Annotated in this window: 15 protein-coding genes and 3 pseudogenes; 6 read left to right on the top strand and 12 right to left on the bottom strand. The window is 67.5% G+C overall.

The window, feature by feature from the left end:
- Positions 1 to 170 precede the first annotated feature (170 nt).
- The 3 genes and pseudogenes from ACFVIU_RS30675 to ACFVIU_RS30665 all read left to right on the top strand — a co-directional run.
- Positions 171 to 553 (top strand): annotated as a pseudogene (locus ACFVIU_RS30675) (IS5/IS1182 family transposase); the annotation flags it as partial.
- A 34-nt stretch (positions 554 to 587) separates the two neighbouring features.
- On the top strand, positions 588 to 740 hold the full coding sequence (locus ACFVIU_RS30670) for a hypothetical protein (protein WP_385846482.1): 153 nt from the start codon (positions 588 to 590) through the stop codon (positions 738 to 740).
- Positions 741 to 1000: 260 nt separating this feature from the next.
- Positions 1001 to 3088, top strand: coding sequence for a discoidin domain-containing protein (locus tag ACFVIU_RS30665; protein ID WP_385846488.1), 2088 nt, complete (start codon positions 1001 to 1003; stop codon positions 3086 to 3088).
- A 171-nt stretch (positions 3089 to 3259) separates the two neighbouring features.
- Here ACFVIU_RS30665 and ACFVIU_RS30660 read toward each other — a convergent pair whose 3' ends face one another.
- The 4 genes from ACFVIU_RS30660 to ACFVIU_RS30645 all read right to left on the bottom strand — a co-directional run bounded on the left by ACFVIU_RS30660 (position 3260) and on the right by ACFVIU_RS30645 (position 6286).
- The gene (locus ACFVIU_RS30660) at positions 3260 to 3640 is read right to left on the bottom strand and encodes a hypothetical protein (protein WP_385846481.1); all 381 of its coding nucleotides are present in this window, start codon (positions 3638 to 3640) and stop codon (positions 3260 to 3262) included.
- A gap of 534 nt (positions 3641 to 4174) precedes the next feature.
- On the bottom strand, positions 4175 to 5410 hold the full coding sequence (locus ACFVIU_RS30655) for a serine hydrolase domain-containing protein (protein WP_385846487.1): 1236 nt from the start codon (positions 5408 to 5410) through the stop codon (positions 4175 to 4177).
- A gap of 151 nt (positions 5411 to 5561) precedes the next feature.
- Positions 5562 to 5954: a DUF1048 domain-containing protein gene (locus tag ACFVIU_RS30650; protein ID WP_385846480.1), complete on the bottom strand. Its 393-nt coding sequence runs from the start codon at positions 5952 to 5954 to the stop codon at positions 5562 to 5564.
- Positions 5955 to 5956: 2 nt separating this feature from the next.
- Positions 5957 to 6286: a PadR family transcriptional regulator gene (locus tag ACFVIU_RS30645; RefSeq protein ID WP_385846479.1), complete on the bottom strand. Its 330-nt coding sequence runs from the start codon at positions 6284 to 6286 to the stop codon at positions 5957 to 5959.
- Between the two features lie 229 nt (positions 6287 to 6515).
- Here ACFVIU_RS30645 and ACFVIU_RS30640 point away from each other — a divergent pair, with 229 nt between their 5' ends.
- On the top strand, positions 6516 to 6944 hold the full coding sequence (locus ACFVIU_RS30640) for an AAA family ATPase (protein WP_385846477.1): 429 nt from the start codon (positions 6516 to 6518) through the stop codon (positions 6942 to 6944).
- A 94-nt stretch (positions 6945 to 7038) separates the two neighbouring features.
- Here ACFVIU_RS30640 and ACFVIU_RS30635 read toward each other — a convergent pair.
- Both ACFVIU_RS30635 and ACFVIU_RS30630 read right to left on the bottom strand, forming a co-directional pair.
- Positions 7039 to 7371: pseudogene (locus tag ACFVIU_RS30635) on the bottom strand (hypothetical protein); the annotation flags it as partial.
- A 298-nt stretch (positions 7372 to 7669) separates the two neighbouring features.
- The gene (locus ACFVIU_RS30630; RefSeq protein WP_385846476.1) at positions 7670 to 8230 is read right to left on the bottom strand and encodes a GNAT family N-acetyltransferase; all 561 of its coding nucleotides are present in this window, start codon (positions 8228 to 8230) and stop codon (positions 7670 to 7672) included.
- Between the two features lie 100 nt (positions 8231 to 8330).
- On the opposite strand from ACFVIU_RS30630, the gene ACFVIU_RS30625 reads away from it, so the two are divergent.
- Positions 8331 to 8660: a hypothetical protein gene (locus tag ACFVIU_RS30625; protein WP_385846475.1), complete on the top strand. Its 330-nt coding sequence runs from the start codon at positions 8331 to 8333 to the stop codon at positions 8658 to 8660.
- A 181-nt stretch (positions 8661 to 8841) separates the two neighbouring features.
- Here the strand turns inward: ACFVIU_RS30625 and ACFVIU_RS30620 are convergent, their stop codons facing one another.
- The 6 genes and pseudogenes from ACFVIU_RS30620 to ACFVIU_RS30595 all read right to left on the bottom strand — a co-directional run bounded on the left by ACFVIU_RS30620 (position 8842) and on the right by ACFVIU_RS30595 (position 12128).
- Complete coding sequence (locus ACFVIU_RS30620) at positions 8842 to 9405, bottom strand: hypothetical protein (protein WP_385846474.1); 564 nt, start codon at positions 9403 to 9405, stop codon at positions 8842 to 8844.
- Between the two features lie 185 nt (positions 9406 to 9590).
- Complete coding sequence (locus tag ACFVIU_RS30615) at positions 9591 to 10421, bottom strand: nucleotidyltransferase domain-containing protein (protein WP_385846473.1); 831 nt, start codon at positions 10419 to 10421, stop codon at positions 9591 to 9593.
- Between the two features lie 185 nt (positions 10422 to 10606).
- A pseudogene (locus ACFVIU_RS30610) lies at positions 10607 to 10771 on the bottom strand (transposase); the annotation flags it as partial.
- A complete protein-coding gene (locus ACFVIU_RS30605; protein ID WP_385846472.1) occupies positions 10765 to 11067 on the bottom strand; it encodes an antibiotic biosynthesis monooxygenase in 303 nt (100 codons plus the stop codon). The gene ACFVIU_RS30605 and the pseudogene ACFVIU_RS30610, both read right to left, overlap by 7 nt.
- 395 nt (positions 11068 to 11462) lie before the next feature.
- Positions 11463 to 11837, bottom strand: coding sequence for a nuclear transport factor 2 family protein (locus tag ACFVIU_RS30600; protein ID WP_385846471.1), 375 nt, complete (start codon positions 11835 to 11837; stop codon positions 11463 to 11465).
- Between the two features lie 81 nt (positions 11838 to 11918).
- Positions 11919 to 12128, bottom strand: a complete 210-nt coding sequence (locus ACFVIU_RS30595; protein WP_385846470.1) for a hypothetical protein — start codon at positions 12126 to 12128, stop codon at positions 11919 to 11921.
- A gap of 673 nt (positions 12129 to 12801) precedes the next feature.
- On the opposite strand from ACFVIU_RS30595, the gene ACFVIU_RS30590 reads away from it, so the two are divergent.
- Positions 12802 to 13416, top strand: coding sequence for a hypothetical protein (locus ACFVIU_RS30590; RefSeq protein ID WP_385846469.1), 615 nt, complete (start codon positions 12802 to 12804; stop codon positions 13414 to 13416).
- The last annotated feature ends 87 nt before the right edge of the window (positions 13417 to 13503 follow it).

The following is a 13503-nucleotide window of genomic DNA, read 5'->3' as shown; positions in this document are numbered from 1 at the left end:
ACCTGCTGAGGTGCTGGACCGGCACATGCACCACCTGCGGCCGACCACTAACCACAAGCAGAACCAGAGCCAGAACCTAACGAAGTACTACTAGGCATAGATCGTCCGGCGGGACGGGGATCCTGCTCAGCATCGGCGTCGACGATGTCGGCAGACGCTCGGCCGGGTGGAGGCGCTGGGCGGCTCGGTCGGCAGCCGCCCCGACGACAGGCCGTGGGGACAGTGTGTCGCCCCGGAGTGCGTTGAGCGTGGATTCCAGGGTGTGCCGCGTGCACCAGCAGGCCGCCGGAGCCCGTCACCGGCCGGCTCGGATTCCGGCACAACGCCGCCGCCTGGCATGACATGTCCCCGATGAGGCGACCGGTCGCTCGTGCGGCGGGCTCACAACGAAGATCCGTCTGGCCAGTGAGGGCGGGTGTCGTCCGCTGGCTGTCCTGGTCACACCTGGGCAGTGGGGTGATGGACCGCAGTTGATCCCGCTCCTGCACCGAATCCGTGTCCCTCGCCCGCTTGGGGCCACCACCTGCGGAAACGACTGGACCCCGTGTGCGGCGCTCAGACGTGCCGTCCTGTCCGCCGCGGTCGGCATGGACCTGCTCCTGTACTCGGCCCGCGACACCGCCCAGGGCGAGGAGGCGGTGACCGCGCTGAGCGATGCGCTGGCGGCCGGAACCCTCGATGCCGCGGCCTTCGACGCACCTTCCGCACGGGTCCACGCCCCTCGTGCGGCTCTGTCCTGACGGCGGATCGCGAGGCAGACGCCTCGCGCCCCTTCATCTCCTGAACGCAACCTGTGCCCTACGAGGCCCCGTTGAGCGCGCTCTGTTCAAAGCCTTGACGCGTACGCGCCGACGCCGCACCATCGGTCCGTCCGGAGAGCGCTCTCTCATTCGGCGACCAACCCGCAGGAGACGCCGTGAGTAGCAGACCCCCGCACCGCTCGCACCGCCGATCAACGCGAAGGACGCCCCGCGCCCCGCTGTTCGCCCTCGTCACCGCACTGCTGACGACGTGCCTGCTGGCCCTGGTTCAGCCACCCGCCCAAGCCGCGGGCACGCTGCTGTCGCAGGGAAGGCCCGCGACCGCGTCGTCCACCGAGAACAGCGGCACACCCGCGTCCGCCGCTGTCGACGGCGACACCTCGACCCGCTGGTCCAGCGCCGCGTCCGACCCGCAATGGCTCCAGGTCGACCTCGGCTCCAACGTCACCGTCAGCCAGGTGGTCCTCAACTGGGAAGCCGCCTACGCCAAGGCGTACAAGATCCAGGCCTCGGCCGATGGCACCACGTGGACGGACATCTACTCCACGACCACGGCCACCGGCGGCAGCCGGACCCTGACCGTCAACGGCACCGGCCGCTACGTGCGCCTCTACGGCACCACCCGCGCCACCCAGTACGGTTACTCGCTGTGGGAGTTCCAGGTCTACGGCACCGCGGGCAGCGGCGGCACCGGCTGCTCGACCACGAACGCCGCGCTGAACAAGCCGACCACCACCTCCTCCACCGAGAACGCCGGCACCCCGGCATCAGCCGCAGTGGACGGGAACAACGGGACCCGCTGGTCCAGCGCCGCGTCCGACCCGCAGTGGCTCCAGATCGACCTCGGCACGCAGCAGAGCATCTGCGGCGTCCAGCTCAGCTGGGAGGCCGCGTACGGGAAGGGGTACCAGATCCAGGTCTCGGACGACGGCACCACCTGGACCACCGTCTACCAGACGTCAACCGGCGCGGGCGCGACCGAACTCCTCACCCTGACCGGCTCCGGCCGCTACGTGCGCATGTACGGCACCACTCGCGCCACGCAGTACGGCTACTCGCTGTGGGAGTTCCAGGTCTTCACCACCGGGACGACGCCACCGGACGGCGGCAACGCGGTGCTGCTCTCCTACAAGAAGCCCGCCACCGCTTCCAGCCAGCAGGACGACGCCCAGTGCGGCGGCTGCACCCCGGCCAAGGCCGTCGACCACGACCCGGCGACCCGCTGGGCCACCGCGGCGGGCAGCGGCTGGAGCGACCCCCAGTGGATCACCGTCGACCTCGGCGCGACCGCCCACGTCACCCAGGTCGTCCTCCAGTGGGACCCGGCCTACGCCAGCGCGTACGAGATCCAGGTGTCGCCCGACAACACGAACTGGACCGACATCTACTCGACCACCACCGGCAAGGGTTTCAAGCAGACCTTGGACGTGAACGGCACCGGACGGTACGTGCGGATGTACGGCACGGCGCGCGGCACCGCCTACGGATACTCCTTGTGGACCTTCGACGTCTTCGGCACCGGAGGCGCCCCGACGGCTCCGCCGGCCGACCCGCCGAACCCTGGCAACCCTGAACACATCGTGTTCCATGACGAGTTCAACACCGCGGCAGGCACCACGCCGGACACCGCCAAGTGGGCCCAGGACACCGGACCCGGCGTCAACGGCGAGCTCGAGTACTACACGAACGGCAGGAACACCACGATGGACGGCGCGGGCAACCTCGTCATCGAGGCCCGCAAGGAGGCCACGCCGGGCTCCAGTTGCCCCACGGACCCGCTGACCGGCTCCACCACCTGCCAGTACACCTCCGGCCGCATCAACACCTCCGACCACTTCAACTTCACGTACGGACACGTCGAGTCCCGGATCAAGGTGACCGGCACCCAGGGCCTGTGGCCCGCCTTCTGGCTTCTCGGCTCCAACTTCAAGACGGGTACTCCGTGGCCCGCCTGCGGCGAGATCGACATCATGGAGCACATCGGCAAGGTCCCCGACACCGTCTACTCGACGATCCACGCCCCCGCGTACAACGGTGCGGGCGGCTACGGCGCCCCGTACCAGGTCGCGGGCAGCGACTTCTCGTCCGCGTTCCACACCTACGCCCTGGACTGGGACTCCAGCCACATGACCTTCACGGTCGACGGCAACGCCTTCTTCACCGTCGCCCGTTCCACCCTGGAGGCCACGAAGGGGCCGTGGGTCTACGACCACCCCTTCTACATCATCCTCAACAACGCGGTGGGCGGTGACTGGCCGGGCGCGCCCGACGCCTCGACCGTCTTCCCGCAGAAGATGCTGGTCGACTACGTGCGCGTCTGGCAGTAGCCACCTGCACCTCGGTTCGGCGGGACATCTCGGATGTCCCGCCGCACCACGTGGCGACCTCAAGGACGTTCCGCCAGACACGTTTCCTCACGAACGAAGTCGAGCGCACCGTAAACACACACCTGCACCCCTATCCGGCTATGGCTGCGCCGGTGACCCGCCGGACAGTCCCTAGCCGGGCAATACGAACTTCACCGACCGGAAGGTGACATCATCCGGCTCCTGGTCACTGCCTGGCTTGAGGACGACCTTGGGGGTCCCCGTGCAGTCGTCGGCCGCGAAGATCTGGGCATTGGCCCTGCTGCTGGTGTTCTGAGGCGCGAATGCATCCGCGTGTTCCTGCCCAGGTGCGAGTTCGGCGACTTCCTGGATGAGGATGCATTCGTTCAAGGGAGGCTGTTCCGGCAGGGTCGCGCTGGCTGCGGCCCCGGTTGCGGTGTCGATGTACTTGTAGTTGAGCCCGAGTTCGTCCTGTGCCTGTGCGGCGGTCGCGGATGGGAGGGCCAGGGCGAAGGCGCTCGTGATGGCGAGCAGCGCAGAGCACAGACGCATGGTGGGTTCCCTTCGGCGGGCAGGTGTGGGTGGGATGCCCACATGATGCTGGCATCCGATCGGGAAACACGCCGATGGGGCTGCCCCTGGGATCAATCCACTCGCTGGTGTGAATCAGCGGGCGTCCAGCGGTCGTTGCCATGACAGAGGGCATCTGATCTGACAAACGAGACACCTGGACGACCAGGGGTTCTGGCGGGCCAGCATGCCCGGCGTCGACACCGGCACCCACGGCGCGCTGGAGCACCTGCTGGCCGTGGGCGACCCGGTCGACGACACCTGCTGGGTCGATACAGTTCCACCTCCAGCGTCCCCCGGTGCCTTGCCCGTTGCGCGATCCGGACGCGATCGCGCTGGACGAAGACGACGACGGCGGCGCTGTGCAGGAGTGAGCCGGTGTGCGGCCTTGCCGCTGGGCCGCACGGGAGCCGGAGCCGGAAGCAGACACGGAATCGTCCGGATACAGACGACCATGCCGATGACCGAGCGCCTCAAACGGTTCGGTTGCCGGACCGGCCATGGCCAGGGAGCAGGTCAGTCGTCGATGGCCTGGTAGAGGGTGGTCCAGAAGTCCTGAATGGCCCGCGCCGAGTCCGGGGTGGACATCCCGGTCTGGGTGAGCAAGATGCCGACGAGCTGGTTGTGCGGGTCGGCGTATGTCGTGGTGCCGGCTCCGCCGTCCCAGCCGAACTGGCCAATCGGCGCGTAGTCGCCGCGGTAGGTGCGCACCGTCATCCCGAAGCCCCAGCCACCGGTCTGCCCCTGACCATGTGACAGATGGACGACACTGCGGGCCCAGGACTGCAGAGCGGAAGTCTGCTCCGGGGTGAGGCGGTTGGACGTCATCAGCTCGACCGCGGGCCGGGACAGGATCCGTTCGGTGCCGTGCATTCCGTGGTTGAGCAGCATCCGGAAGTAGGCGTGGTAGTCGTCGACGGTGGAGTCGAGTCCGCCGCCGCCGGACTGGAACGCCGGGGGCTTGCTGTGGTGTCCCCCTTCGGCAGGGTCCTCCACCGTGAACTCCCCGGTCTGCGGATCGGGGGCGTACAGGGGCGGCAGTCGGTCGATCTTGCCGGCGGGCACGTGGAAGCCGGTGTCCTTCATGCCCAGCGGGTCGAAGATGCGCTCGCGCAGGAACGCCTCGAAGGTCTGGCCGGTCACCCGGGCGACGAGCACGCCCAGCACGTCGTCACTGACGTTGTACAGCCACCGCTCTCCGGGCTGGTACATCAGCGGCAGCGTCCCCAGGCGGCGCATCCACTCGTCCGGCTCCACGGCCGGCAGCATCCAGCCGTTCTCGCCGTAGACCCTCTGCTCGAAGTACGCGGCCATCATGGGCGAGCCCATCGCCGTCGTGTCCAGTCCGAGACCGCAGGTCGAGGTGAGCAGGTCGCGTACGGTGATCGGACGCCGCGCCGGTACGGTCTCGTCCAGCGGGCCGTCCGCGCGCTTGAGGACCTGCCGGTCGGCGAGTTCGGGCAGCCACGGGTCTATCGGGTCGTCCAGCCGCAGCCGGCACTCGTCCAGCAGAACCATGGTCGCGGCGACCGCGACGGGCTTGGTGGTGGACGCCATACGGAAGATGGTGTCCCGGCGCATGGGGGTGCCGCCGTCATGGCGCATCGTCCCGATCGCCTCGACGTGGGTCTCCTCGCCCCGGCCGACCAGGGCAACGAGCCCGGGAATCTTCTTGGACTCCACATACCGCTCCAGCACCTCGCGCAGTCTGCGGAGCCCTTTTTCGGAGAGGCCGTTGTTGCCGTTTCCCATCATGTATCTCCTTGCACACTGTGGTCGGTCTCGACGGTGCCGCGGGCATGCACGGGAGGCCGCCGACCGGTCAATCGCCGGCGGCCGCGCGGGGCGGGCTAGTCGATGAAAGTGGTGCTCGGCCCTTGGGGGGCGATGTGCTACGGCGCGATCAGGCCGTCGTGTCCTCGGTTCCGGCCGCGTTACCGGCGGCGACACGCTCGATGTCGTCGGTCAGCCGGGTCCGTGCGCGGGCGGGCGCGTAACCGCCCTCGGAGTAGTTCTGCGCGAACGCCTCGGCGAACTCCACCGGGTCCTCTCCGACGATCTCGCGGATCGGCGTGCCGTCGGCCGCAGCCTGCTCAAACAGGTCGGCGAGGTCTTCGAACATCGACGCGCTGCTGTCTTCATCGATCGGCACGAAGTGCATCAGGTACTTCTCGATCGCCTCGACCGCGGTCCGGTGGTCCGCGGGAAGCGTCCTGACGCGCGCCTTGTACGCCCACCAGCGCTTCTTGGGCCCGATCACCTTGGAGAGGAAACCGCTCTTTTCCACCTCGGACATGGCTACTTTCCCCCTTCGCGGAGCTGTTCCAGTCGTTCTGCGAGGAAGCTCCAGGTCCTCCAGAACTCTTCGAGGTACTCCCGCCCCTGCGCGTTCAGGGAGTGCACCTTGCGCGGCGGGCCCTTCTCGGAAGGCACCTTCTCCACGTCGACCAGGCCGCGCTTTTCCATCCGCAGGAGTAGGGCATAGATGGTGCCTTCGGCAATGTCGGAGAAGCCCTGTTCCCGCAGCCGTGCGGTGATCTCATAGCCGTACGCAGGCCGGCCGGACAGGGACGCGAGGATGAGACCGTCCAGCGTGCCCTTGAGCATCTCCGTCAGCAGCTTGGCCATGGAGCACCTCCTTGCCGAGGTATTCAGTGATGCTGAGTACCAGTACACCGTAACGCTGACTACCGGTACTGAGCAAGAGGGAGTAGACGGGCCTGGTAGCGGGCGCGCTGCTGGCCGCTGAGGTCGGCGCGTCCTCGGGACTAATCTGTCTCGGTGACGCAGCGATTGAGCACGGTGGTGCTGATGTGTGGTCTTCCGGGAGCGGGCAAGACCACCTACGCGCTGGATCGTGGTGGGACGCGGTTCCGTTCGCCTGTCGATCGACGAGGTGGTGTGGCAGCGACTCGGACGGCGTGACGCCGGCCTGGTGCTGGATGCGGAGGCGTTCGACCAGCTCAAGGAAGAGGTCCGCCGCGAGCAGCGGCAGGAGCTGGTCGAGCTGATGCTGGCCGGGCGCGATGTGGTGATGGACTACACCTTCTGGAGTCGCGCCGCCCGCGATGACTACAAGGCGCTGGTCGAGAAACACGGCTGCCGTTGGGAACTGATTCACCTCAAGGCGGATCGGACGACGCTGGAACGTCGCCTTGAAACACGGAACGCCGAGGAGGGCCCCAACTCCGTCACAGTGGACGAGACGCTGTTCAGTCGCTACCTGACCAAGTTCGAGGAACCGGAGGGAGAGGGTGAGCAGGTCGTCATGCAGCCCTCGACCTGAAGGCCGGAAGACCTGAAGCCGTTCAGCCGAGGGGTGATGCCCTCCCCGGTTCTCGCAGCGGATGCGGGCGCGCTCGCGTCGTTGTGGTGCGTCAGCGAACGTACGCGTGAAGCACTCTGGTCTGCACGGTGTGGTGGCGGTGGTTGGAGCTGGCAGTCGTGAACTGACGCAGCGGTCCGAAGCGGACCTCGATCAGGTTGGCCCAGCCACAGCCGGCGGTTGGGCGGACGACGAACGTGCCGGACTCGTCGAACGCGAAGACGCGGTCGGGTAGACGAGCAGGCACCGTAACGCCTCGCTCACGATCCGGATCATGCGACCGTGGATTCCGCAGGCATGCGGCACGTTCGCGGATCGACCACGGGGTGAACAGCTGGCCGAGCTTGGTCGGGCGGGTGGTGGCCGTCTGGACGACGAAGTCCTCGTCAATGGCGTCTTCCGCGGCGGCGGAACAGCAGACAAAAGGGCCTGCCCTCACCGTCCGGCGATGGACTCCGTACTTCTCCGCCAGAACTCGCTGCGACAGTTCCGGATCAAGACGCTTGTCCCTTCGGATCGCAGCGAACAGCTCCGTCCGCGACAAACCCATCCCGGCCTCCCGACATGACCGTGATCGACACACAAGCCCTGCCGTCGCCGGGCGGACGGAGCAGCGCATTCGCCCCAAAGAGGGCAGGTCGTCGGTAGGCTGCCACAGCCTCACACTGCTCCCGGAGGCTCAGCGTTCACTCAAGTTCGCTCATCGAGTGCAGCTCCGCAAACTCGTCGGCGAGTATGCCCATGACGACGAGATCACGGTGTCGGTTGGCAAAGAACACGTGATCGCGCAGGCGCCCTTCCTCGGTGAAGCCAAGACGGCGATGCAGTGCCAGCGATGCCTCGTTGTGCGCGAAGATCCGCGCCTCGCACTTGTGGTACCGCCGCTCGGCGAACATGAATCGCAGCAGCATCACCACGGCTTCTGTCGCGTAGCCCTTACGCCGGTACCCCATACCCATCGTGATGCCGTACTCGAACCGCCCCGCCCGCGGATCTGCGTAGTGGGACCCGACAGCCCCGACGATCTGCCCCGTGTCCACGGATTCGACGGCCAACGTGAAGCAGTCACCATCGGACTTCGCGACGGACTGTTCCTTCGCCCAGGCCCGGAACCCCTCAGTAGACCGAGGCGGATGCAGCAGATCTCCCGACCGCTCCTCATCGACGGCGAAGCCCGCGAACGCCGTCCAGTCCTCGGGCTCGATACCGCGCAGACGTACCCGCTTGCCAGTCCAGAACGAAGTCATCCCCTATTCGATCACGCCGCCAGATGCGATGCACAGGCCCTCCTGACCCTGGCCTGAACAGCCTTGTCATACCGGTGGAGCCAGATCAACTTCGTACGTCATGGAGCCACGAAACGCTGGTGCGCTGGTGCCCAAAGAAGTGCTTGCAAACATCACCGCCCGCCACCCGCGGACCGCAGAACTGCTGTCCACCGTGAAGTTCATGGTGCAGACCCTCGCCGCCGGCGAACTCCAGCGCGAGCTGGCGTACGGCGGCCCGCGGGCCGCCGAGGCTAAGGGCAGCACGGGCGGTCACTGCCCTGCCGTCCCGGCCGACGTCGTACGCACCGCGTACCTGGTAGGCCACTCCGTCGCCGCCCTTGCCCACGACCACGGCGTCAGCCGCGGCGCGATCCGCTCTCGACCTACCTGGAGTCCGCCGAGCGGGTAGCGCTCGACCAAGGGGTGACCGTACGGCGCGGCCAGGGCCACACATTTCGCGTCACGGCAGTGCCAGCGGTCCGCCGCCAACTCCTTGCCCGCTGCCAGCCGCTCAGCGGCGGCCAAGGCGTCCCCGCAGTCCCAGCCCAGCCCAGCGAACGGCACGCCGCGAGTACAAGGTCGATGATCACTCATCCGGCAGGCACACCCGATGAACTGCGCGAGGCGTCCTGACGGCCGTAGCGTGCTCTGTGCCATGCCACCTGCTCCGCAGTCAGTGGTGAAGAGATCTTGTGCACGTCACCGACAAGGTCGTTGCCGCGCCGGCGAGACCGTCCCCACTCGCGTTGCCGGAAGGCCATGACGGACGTCTGGGAAGCCGGGTTCCAGTGCAGGGTGAAGGAGGGGGCGTTGGCGTCCGGGACGTCCTCCAGACGCACGCCTCGGTTCGACAACAGCCGCTGCAGTTTGTCGAAGCGGAGGTGACGGTCAAAGCGGCCGTACCGCTCGCGAATCACCTTGTTGACGATGCTGCTGCCCCCGTACGAAAGCCGGTGCACCTGCAAGGTGAAGTGGTGCCCCTCCCATGGGTGGTCGGGCGATTCCCGGCTCCAGAAGAACTCGGCCAATCCGTAGTCGCGCCACATGCTGTAGTCGTCAAGGGAGTTCTCGGCAAAATCGGAACCCAGGATCGCGCTGACCTTGTCGGGACTGTCCGTCGGCTTGGCGCCGAGGACGGTTCCAGATGTGATCACGTCCACATAGAACGCGAGGGAGTGCGGAGTCAGTTGCTTTCTCCTTAGCTGGGGCGAGGTGGCCGGGAGCGGCCGTCTCAGCCTGGGTGGCAGGGGCGCCGCTAAGGCCCGGCGGACAGGCCCCTGGGACCGGGGCCGCCAGGCTGGTGCTACCGGATGAGTCCGGTAGCCCCAGCGGGATGTGGTCAGCGAGGGTCGTTCAGGCGGCTGCTGATTTGTTCGTGGAGTTCGTGCGGCAGGTGAATGGCCCAGCGGTCAGCGGCCTCGGAGGCGAGGTCGCGGCTCCAGCGCCAGCTGTTGCGTGCCGCCGTGCGCACGTCCTGGTCGCGGGCGACAGCTGTGGTGGCGACGTAACGATGACGGTCGGTGTCGGGCAGGTCCTGTTCGAACGCGCGGCTGGGGGTGAGCCAGTGGGCTGTGCTGTTGCGCAACAGGCGGCAGAGTCGCAGTTGCTGGGGCGCGATGACGGTGTGCAGCAGGGCGTGGGCGCGGGCGATCTCGCCGCGGGCCAGTACATGGGCGAGCATGAGGGTCCAGTTGGTCAGCTCGTCGGTGAGCTGCTGGGCGGTGGTCACCGGCTCGGGCGGCTGGAAGGTGGCTAGCTGCCGGGCGGCCTGGGTGAGCCGGCCGCGGCGGTCGAGCAGGACGGCGTCGTCGGGGCGGGGTAGGTGCACCATGCCTCGCCAGGTGGGCACTTCGTCGATGCCGGGACCGGCGGGGGTGAGGTGGAACTCGCCGCGCATCAGGTCGTCGAAGACGACGGAGAGGATGCCGTGCATGTTGGTGTAGCAGAGCTGGAGCGGTGCGAGCTGTGCCAGGAAGGCGGGGCCGTCGAAATCGGCGAGGCGGTCGTCCTGGATGTAGAGGTATGCCTCGATGTCGGAATGGGCGTCGGCCTCGCCCAGGGTCCACGAGCCGTAGAGCAGCACGCCCTCCAGCCGGGTGTCGGCGTGGGCGAGCTGTCGCAGGCGTGCGATGCGGTCGTCCAGGGCGGAACAGGCAGAGTGAACGGACATGGTGTGGTCGTGTCTCCTGAGGCGAGCGTGCGGGCACGCTGACGGAGCCCGGCACCTGCCGGGCCAATGTCTGTGGACCGTCGCGGCCCGCTCAGGAGAAGTTGCCCATGATCGAGATCATAGGGGACGGCTCCGCTTCCAATCCGGCGGAACACAGATCAGGCTGGCCGCGATACCGGCGAAGGACCCTTGTCTCCATGGAGCTTGGCGGGCCGCCGTCGGCGGGGCCCACGCCGGGAACGGATGGGAGGTATGCCCCGTACCAGGGGTTCAAGCCCCTGGCTTTCGTGCTTGTTCGCGGTGGAGACACCGATCGAGAGGGGCAGACCGGTCCGCTCCGAGATCAAATGTCACGGGGTTCTGCGAGAAGGTCGTCCACCACATGACATCGAATGGTGGGGAGGTGCTCAGCGATCGCCTCACTCATCATGGCTTCCCCTTCCGGGTCCACGTCTGGGCAGCCCTCGCGAGTGGCGGCATCCGGCCACCGTGCGTACGCCACCCAGGTGCCGTCATCGGCCTGATGCAGACGTGATCCGTAGCTGCCGCAGTGCTTGTGCATCGCACGTGTCACGCGATGCCAACCAGCTGCGAACTGCTGCTCCTTGCCTTCGTGCAAACGCCACCGGTAGATCACCGCAAACATGCCACGACCGCCCTTTGACCTCCGCGCCTCCGGAATCCGGTGGGCGCGCCCTGCCTACCCATCAGTCCAGATCGGCACTGTACATGTCAGCCTATGAGGTCGGGGCGGTCTATGACGATCGCAACAAGGCCACCGCCGCAGCCGGCGGATCCGGCTCTGGACCGGTTCCCGGACCGGGTCTTCGCCTTCGATGAGTCAGGGCGCCTGGCGATCCGGCCCACCTGCACACCGCGGGCTCCTGCTGGACGAAAACAGGGCAAGCCAAACCGGCTGCCGGCGGCCTACCGCCGCGCTCACGGCGTCACCTGCTTTCACGGCTGCTCATCCGCGGACGACGACCGCCGGTAGGGCGTCATCCCGCGAACCGCAGCCCCCGAGCGCCGAAGGGGGCCCGTTCAGGTGGACGGTTCGATCTCCCCCGCAAAGACGATGACCTGGTCGATGAGGCTTCGCCGCAGATGGACGACGTCCGTTCCCGTCAGGCGGGGACCTCCGTCCGGCGTGGTGAAGACCCACTGGTACCGGGCCCACTCGTCAGGCATGTCCACCGCCGAGCAGCGCACCATCGTGCCGGTCCCCGCCGGGTGGCGCCGGATGTCCAGCACGAACCGCTCGACCGCCGCGATTCCTTCGCTGCGCCCCAACGGCCCCCAGAAGACCACGTCCGAGGTCAGAGCCTGGGAGAGCAGAGCAGTCACATAGCTGTCGTCGGAGGCGTTGAACGCGGAGATGAATGTGTCGATCGCGGAGCGTGCAATCTCTTCCTGCATGCCCCAGTAATACCAGCCGTTTCGCGTGCACTCGTCCCGCGGGCCGGTTTCCGATCACGGTGAACCATCCCGGTCACGGCACTAGCGGTGCAGGACGGTCCTGCCGTCGATGCCCCAGAGGCTGGGCGGAACCGCGCCGCACCTGACGACTTCGGTGTGTGTCTGGGAGTTGATCCGGTTCCAGCCGACCCGGCGCTGGTGCTGCTCGTCGGCCGGGTAGAAGGTGAGGCCGGCCTCCGGGTGCTGGCCCTCGTCGAAGAGGTACGGCTCACCGTCGACGGGAGTGATCACGATCTGCGAGATGTTCTGCCGGCCTCGGTCACTGCACGTCGCCGTCCCTGTCCGCCAAGGCTGGGGGCTCCTGCCAGGTCAGCGTCTCAAGCGGGGACCCCAGGCAGTTCGCCGGACCGGGCAGCGGCCGCATCACGGCGGACGCCTCGTCGCTGAAAAGGACCAGGGGCTTGTCCGGGCGTCGGACGGTCGTGGGTGCTGCCGTACTCGATGACTTCCTCGTGCTGGTCATCTCTTCCCCCTGTGTCGTTGCAGGTCATGCTCGGTCGAAGGCCGGCCCACGGACCGGCTGCGAAAGGGTATCCGGATAGGGAACCGAGGCTCGACGCGATTTCCCCAGGCTCCTCCCCCGGGGGCTTCCTCCGCTCCCGGCCGGCCCCCAGTGGGAGTTCAGAGGGTGTCGGGTGACCAAGACGAGGGGAATCTCACGGGTCGTCGCGGTGCGTGGGTCGCATACGAGGGCACGGCGGCCACCACCGCCGGCCACAGGTCCGTTCACCACCAGCTCGGGGATCACCTGGATGGTCGAGTTCGGCGGCCTGGCGTTGTGACGCCGTGGTCGGGATGGCTGTTCGGGGCCCACCCCCACCAGCGGGGATCGGCTCCGGACGGATACGCAGCCACCGCGTGATGCGGCTTGAAGCAGCGACCGGTCGTCCACAACGCTGTCACCATGCGTTCCCCGAGCTTCACCGCGCCGACGAACGATTCTGAGCCTCCCGCCGTCGACGCCTTCCTCTCGGCCGTCGACCATGCGATGAACAGCAACACCTTGCTCCTCACGGCGGAGAGCGACGTACCTCTCTCAGCCGAGAATCGCCAGGATGTCCTGCACGCGTTCCTGCGCAACGCCCTCTTCCCGCAGCTGATGCGTGCAGCAGACGTGCGCCGCAACTGGTACAACCTGTCGGAGGAGTACGACACTGAGGCCTTCGTGCTCCCGCTCCTGCGCGAGGGCTTCCGCGCCACGGTCAGCCCGCTTGGCCATGCAGGATTCCTGGCACGGCTGCGCTGGATGCTCTGCGAGGCGTTCAGCCCGTACGGCCACCACTACCCGGCGGCGGATGCCGAGCGGCTGGTGCGGGGCTTCCTCCGCGAACTGCTCGGCGCAGACGGCCCGGCGTGGTCCTTCGCCGCTGTCAGCCCCGATTTCATGCGTTCCACCGGCTACTACAGCGGTGAGGAGCCACAGCTACCGGTGTACTTCGATGGCAGCGGTTCCGACACCGCCACGCTCGTCCACCGGGACCACATCTTCCACCTGCTGCTGACGAACGGCTCGCCTTGAGGGGCGCGGCCGGCACGACTGTTCGGCCAGGTTGCCCGGGTCAGCGGTGCAGAGCGGTCAGGTGGAACCAGGCCGATGTTCGTGGCG

It is taken from the genome of Streptomyces sp. NPDC127190 (genome assembly GCF_042672505.1).
In the GTDB taxonomy this organism is placed as follows: Bacteria; Actinomycetota; Actinomycetes; order Streptomycetales; family Streptomycetaceae; genus Streptomyces.
The sequence above is the reverse complement of the archived record's forward strand: the minus strand, read 5'-3'. Positions and strand labels throughout refer to the sequence as shown.

Excerpts from the sequence above, each read along its gene's own strand:
- ACFVIU_RS30590 (WP_385846469.1), top strand. The coding sequence starts at position 12,802 with ATGCGTTCCCCGAGCTTCACCGCGCCGACGAACGATTCTGAGCCTCCC.
- ACFVIU_RS30660 (WP_385846481.1), bottom strand. The coding sequence starts at position 3,640 with ATGCGTCTGTGCTCTGCGCTGCTCGCCATCACGAGCGCCTTCGCCCTG.
- ACFVIU_RS30670 (WP_385846482.1), top strand. The coding sequence starts at position 588 with ATGGACCTGCTCCTGTACTCGGCCCGCGACACCGCCCAGGGCGAGGAG.
- ACFVIU_RS30600 (WP_385846471.1), bottom strand. The coding sequence starts at position 11,837 with ATGCAGGAAGAGATTGCACGCTCCGCGATCGACACATTCATCTCCGCG.
- ACFVIU_RS30625 (WP_385846475.1), top strand. The coding sequence starts at position 8,331 with ATGGAGCCACGAAACGCTGGTGCGCTGGTGCCCAAAGAAGTGCTTGCA.
- ACFVIU_RS30630 (WP_385846476.1), bottom strand. The coding sequence starts at position 8,230 with ATGACTTCGTTCTGGACTGGCAAGCGGGTACGTCTGCGCGGTATCGAG.
- ACFVIU_RS30655 (WP_385846487.1), bottom strand. The coding sequence starts at position 5,410 with ATGGGAAACGGCAACAACGGCCTCTCCGAAAAAGGGCTCCGCAGACTG.
- ACFVIU_RS30615 (WP_385846473.1), bottom strand. The coding sequence starts at position 10,421 with ATGTCCGTTCACTCTGCCTGTTCCGCCCTGGACGACCGCATCGCACGC.
- ACFVIU_RS30645 (WP_385846479.1), bottom strand. The coding sequence starts at position 6,286 with ATGGCCAAGCTGCTGACGGAGATGCTCAAGGGCACGCTGGACGGTCTC.
- ACFVIU_RS30650 (WP_385846480.1), bottom strand. The coding sequence starts at position 5,954 with ATGTCCGAGGTGGAAAAGAGCGGTTTCCTCTCCAAGGTGATCGGGCCC.
- ACFVIU_RS30605 (WP_385846472.1), bottom strand. The coding sequence starts at position 11,067 with ATGTTTGCGGTGATCTACCGGTGGCGTTTGCACGAAGGCAAGGAGCAG.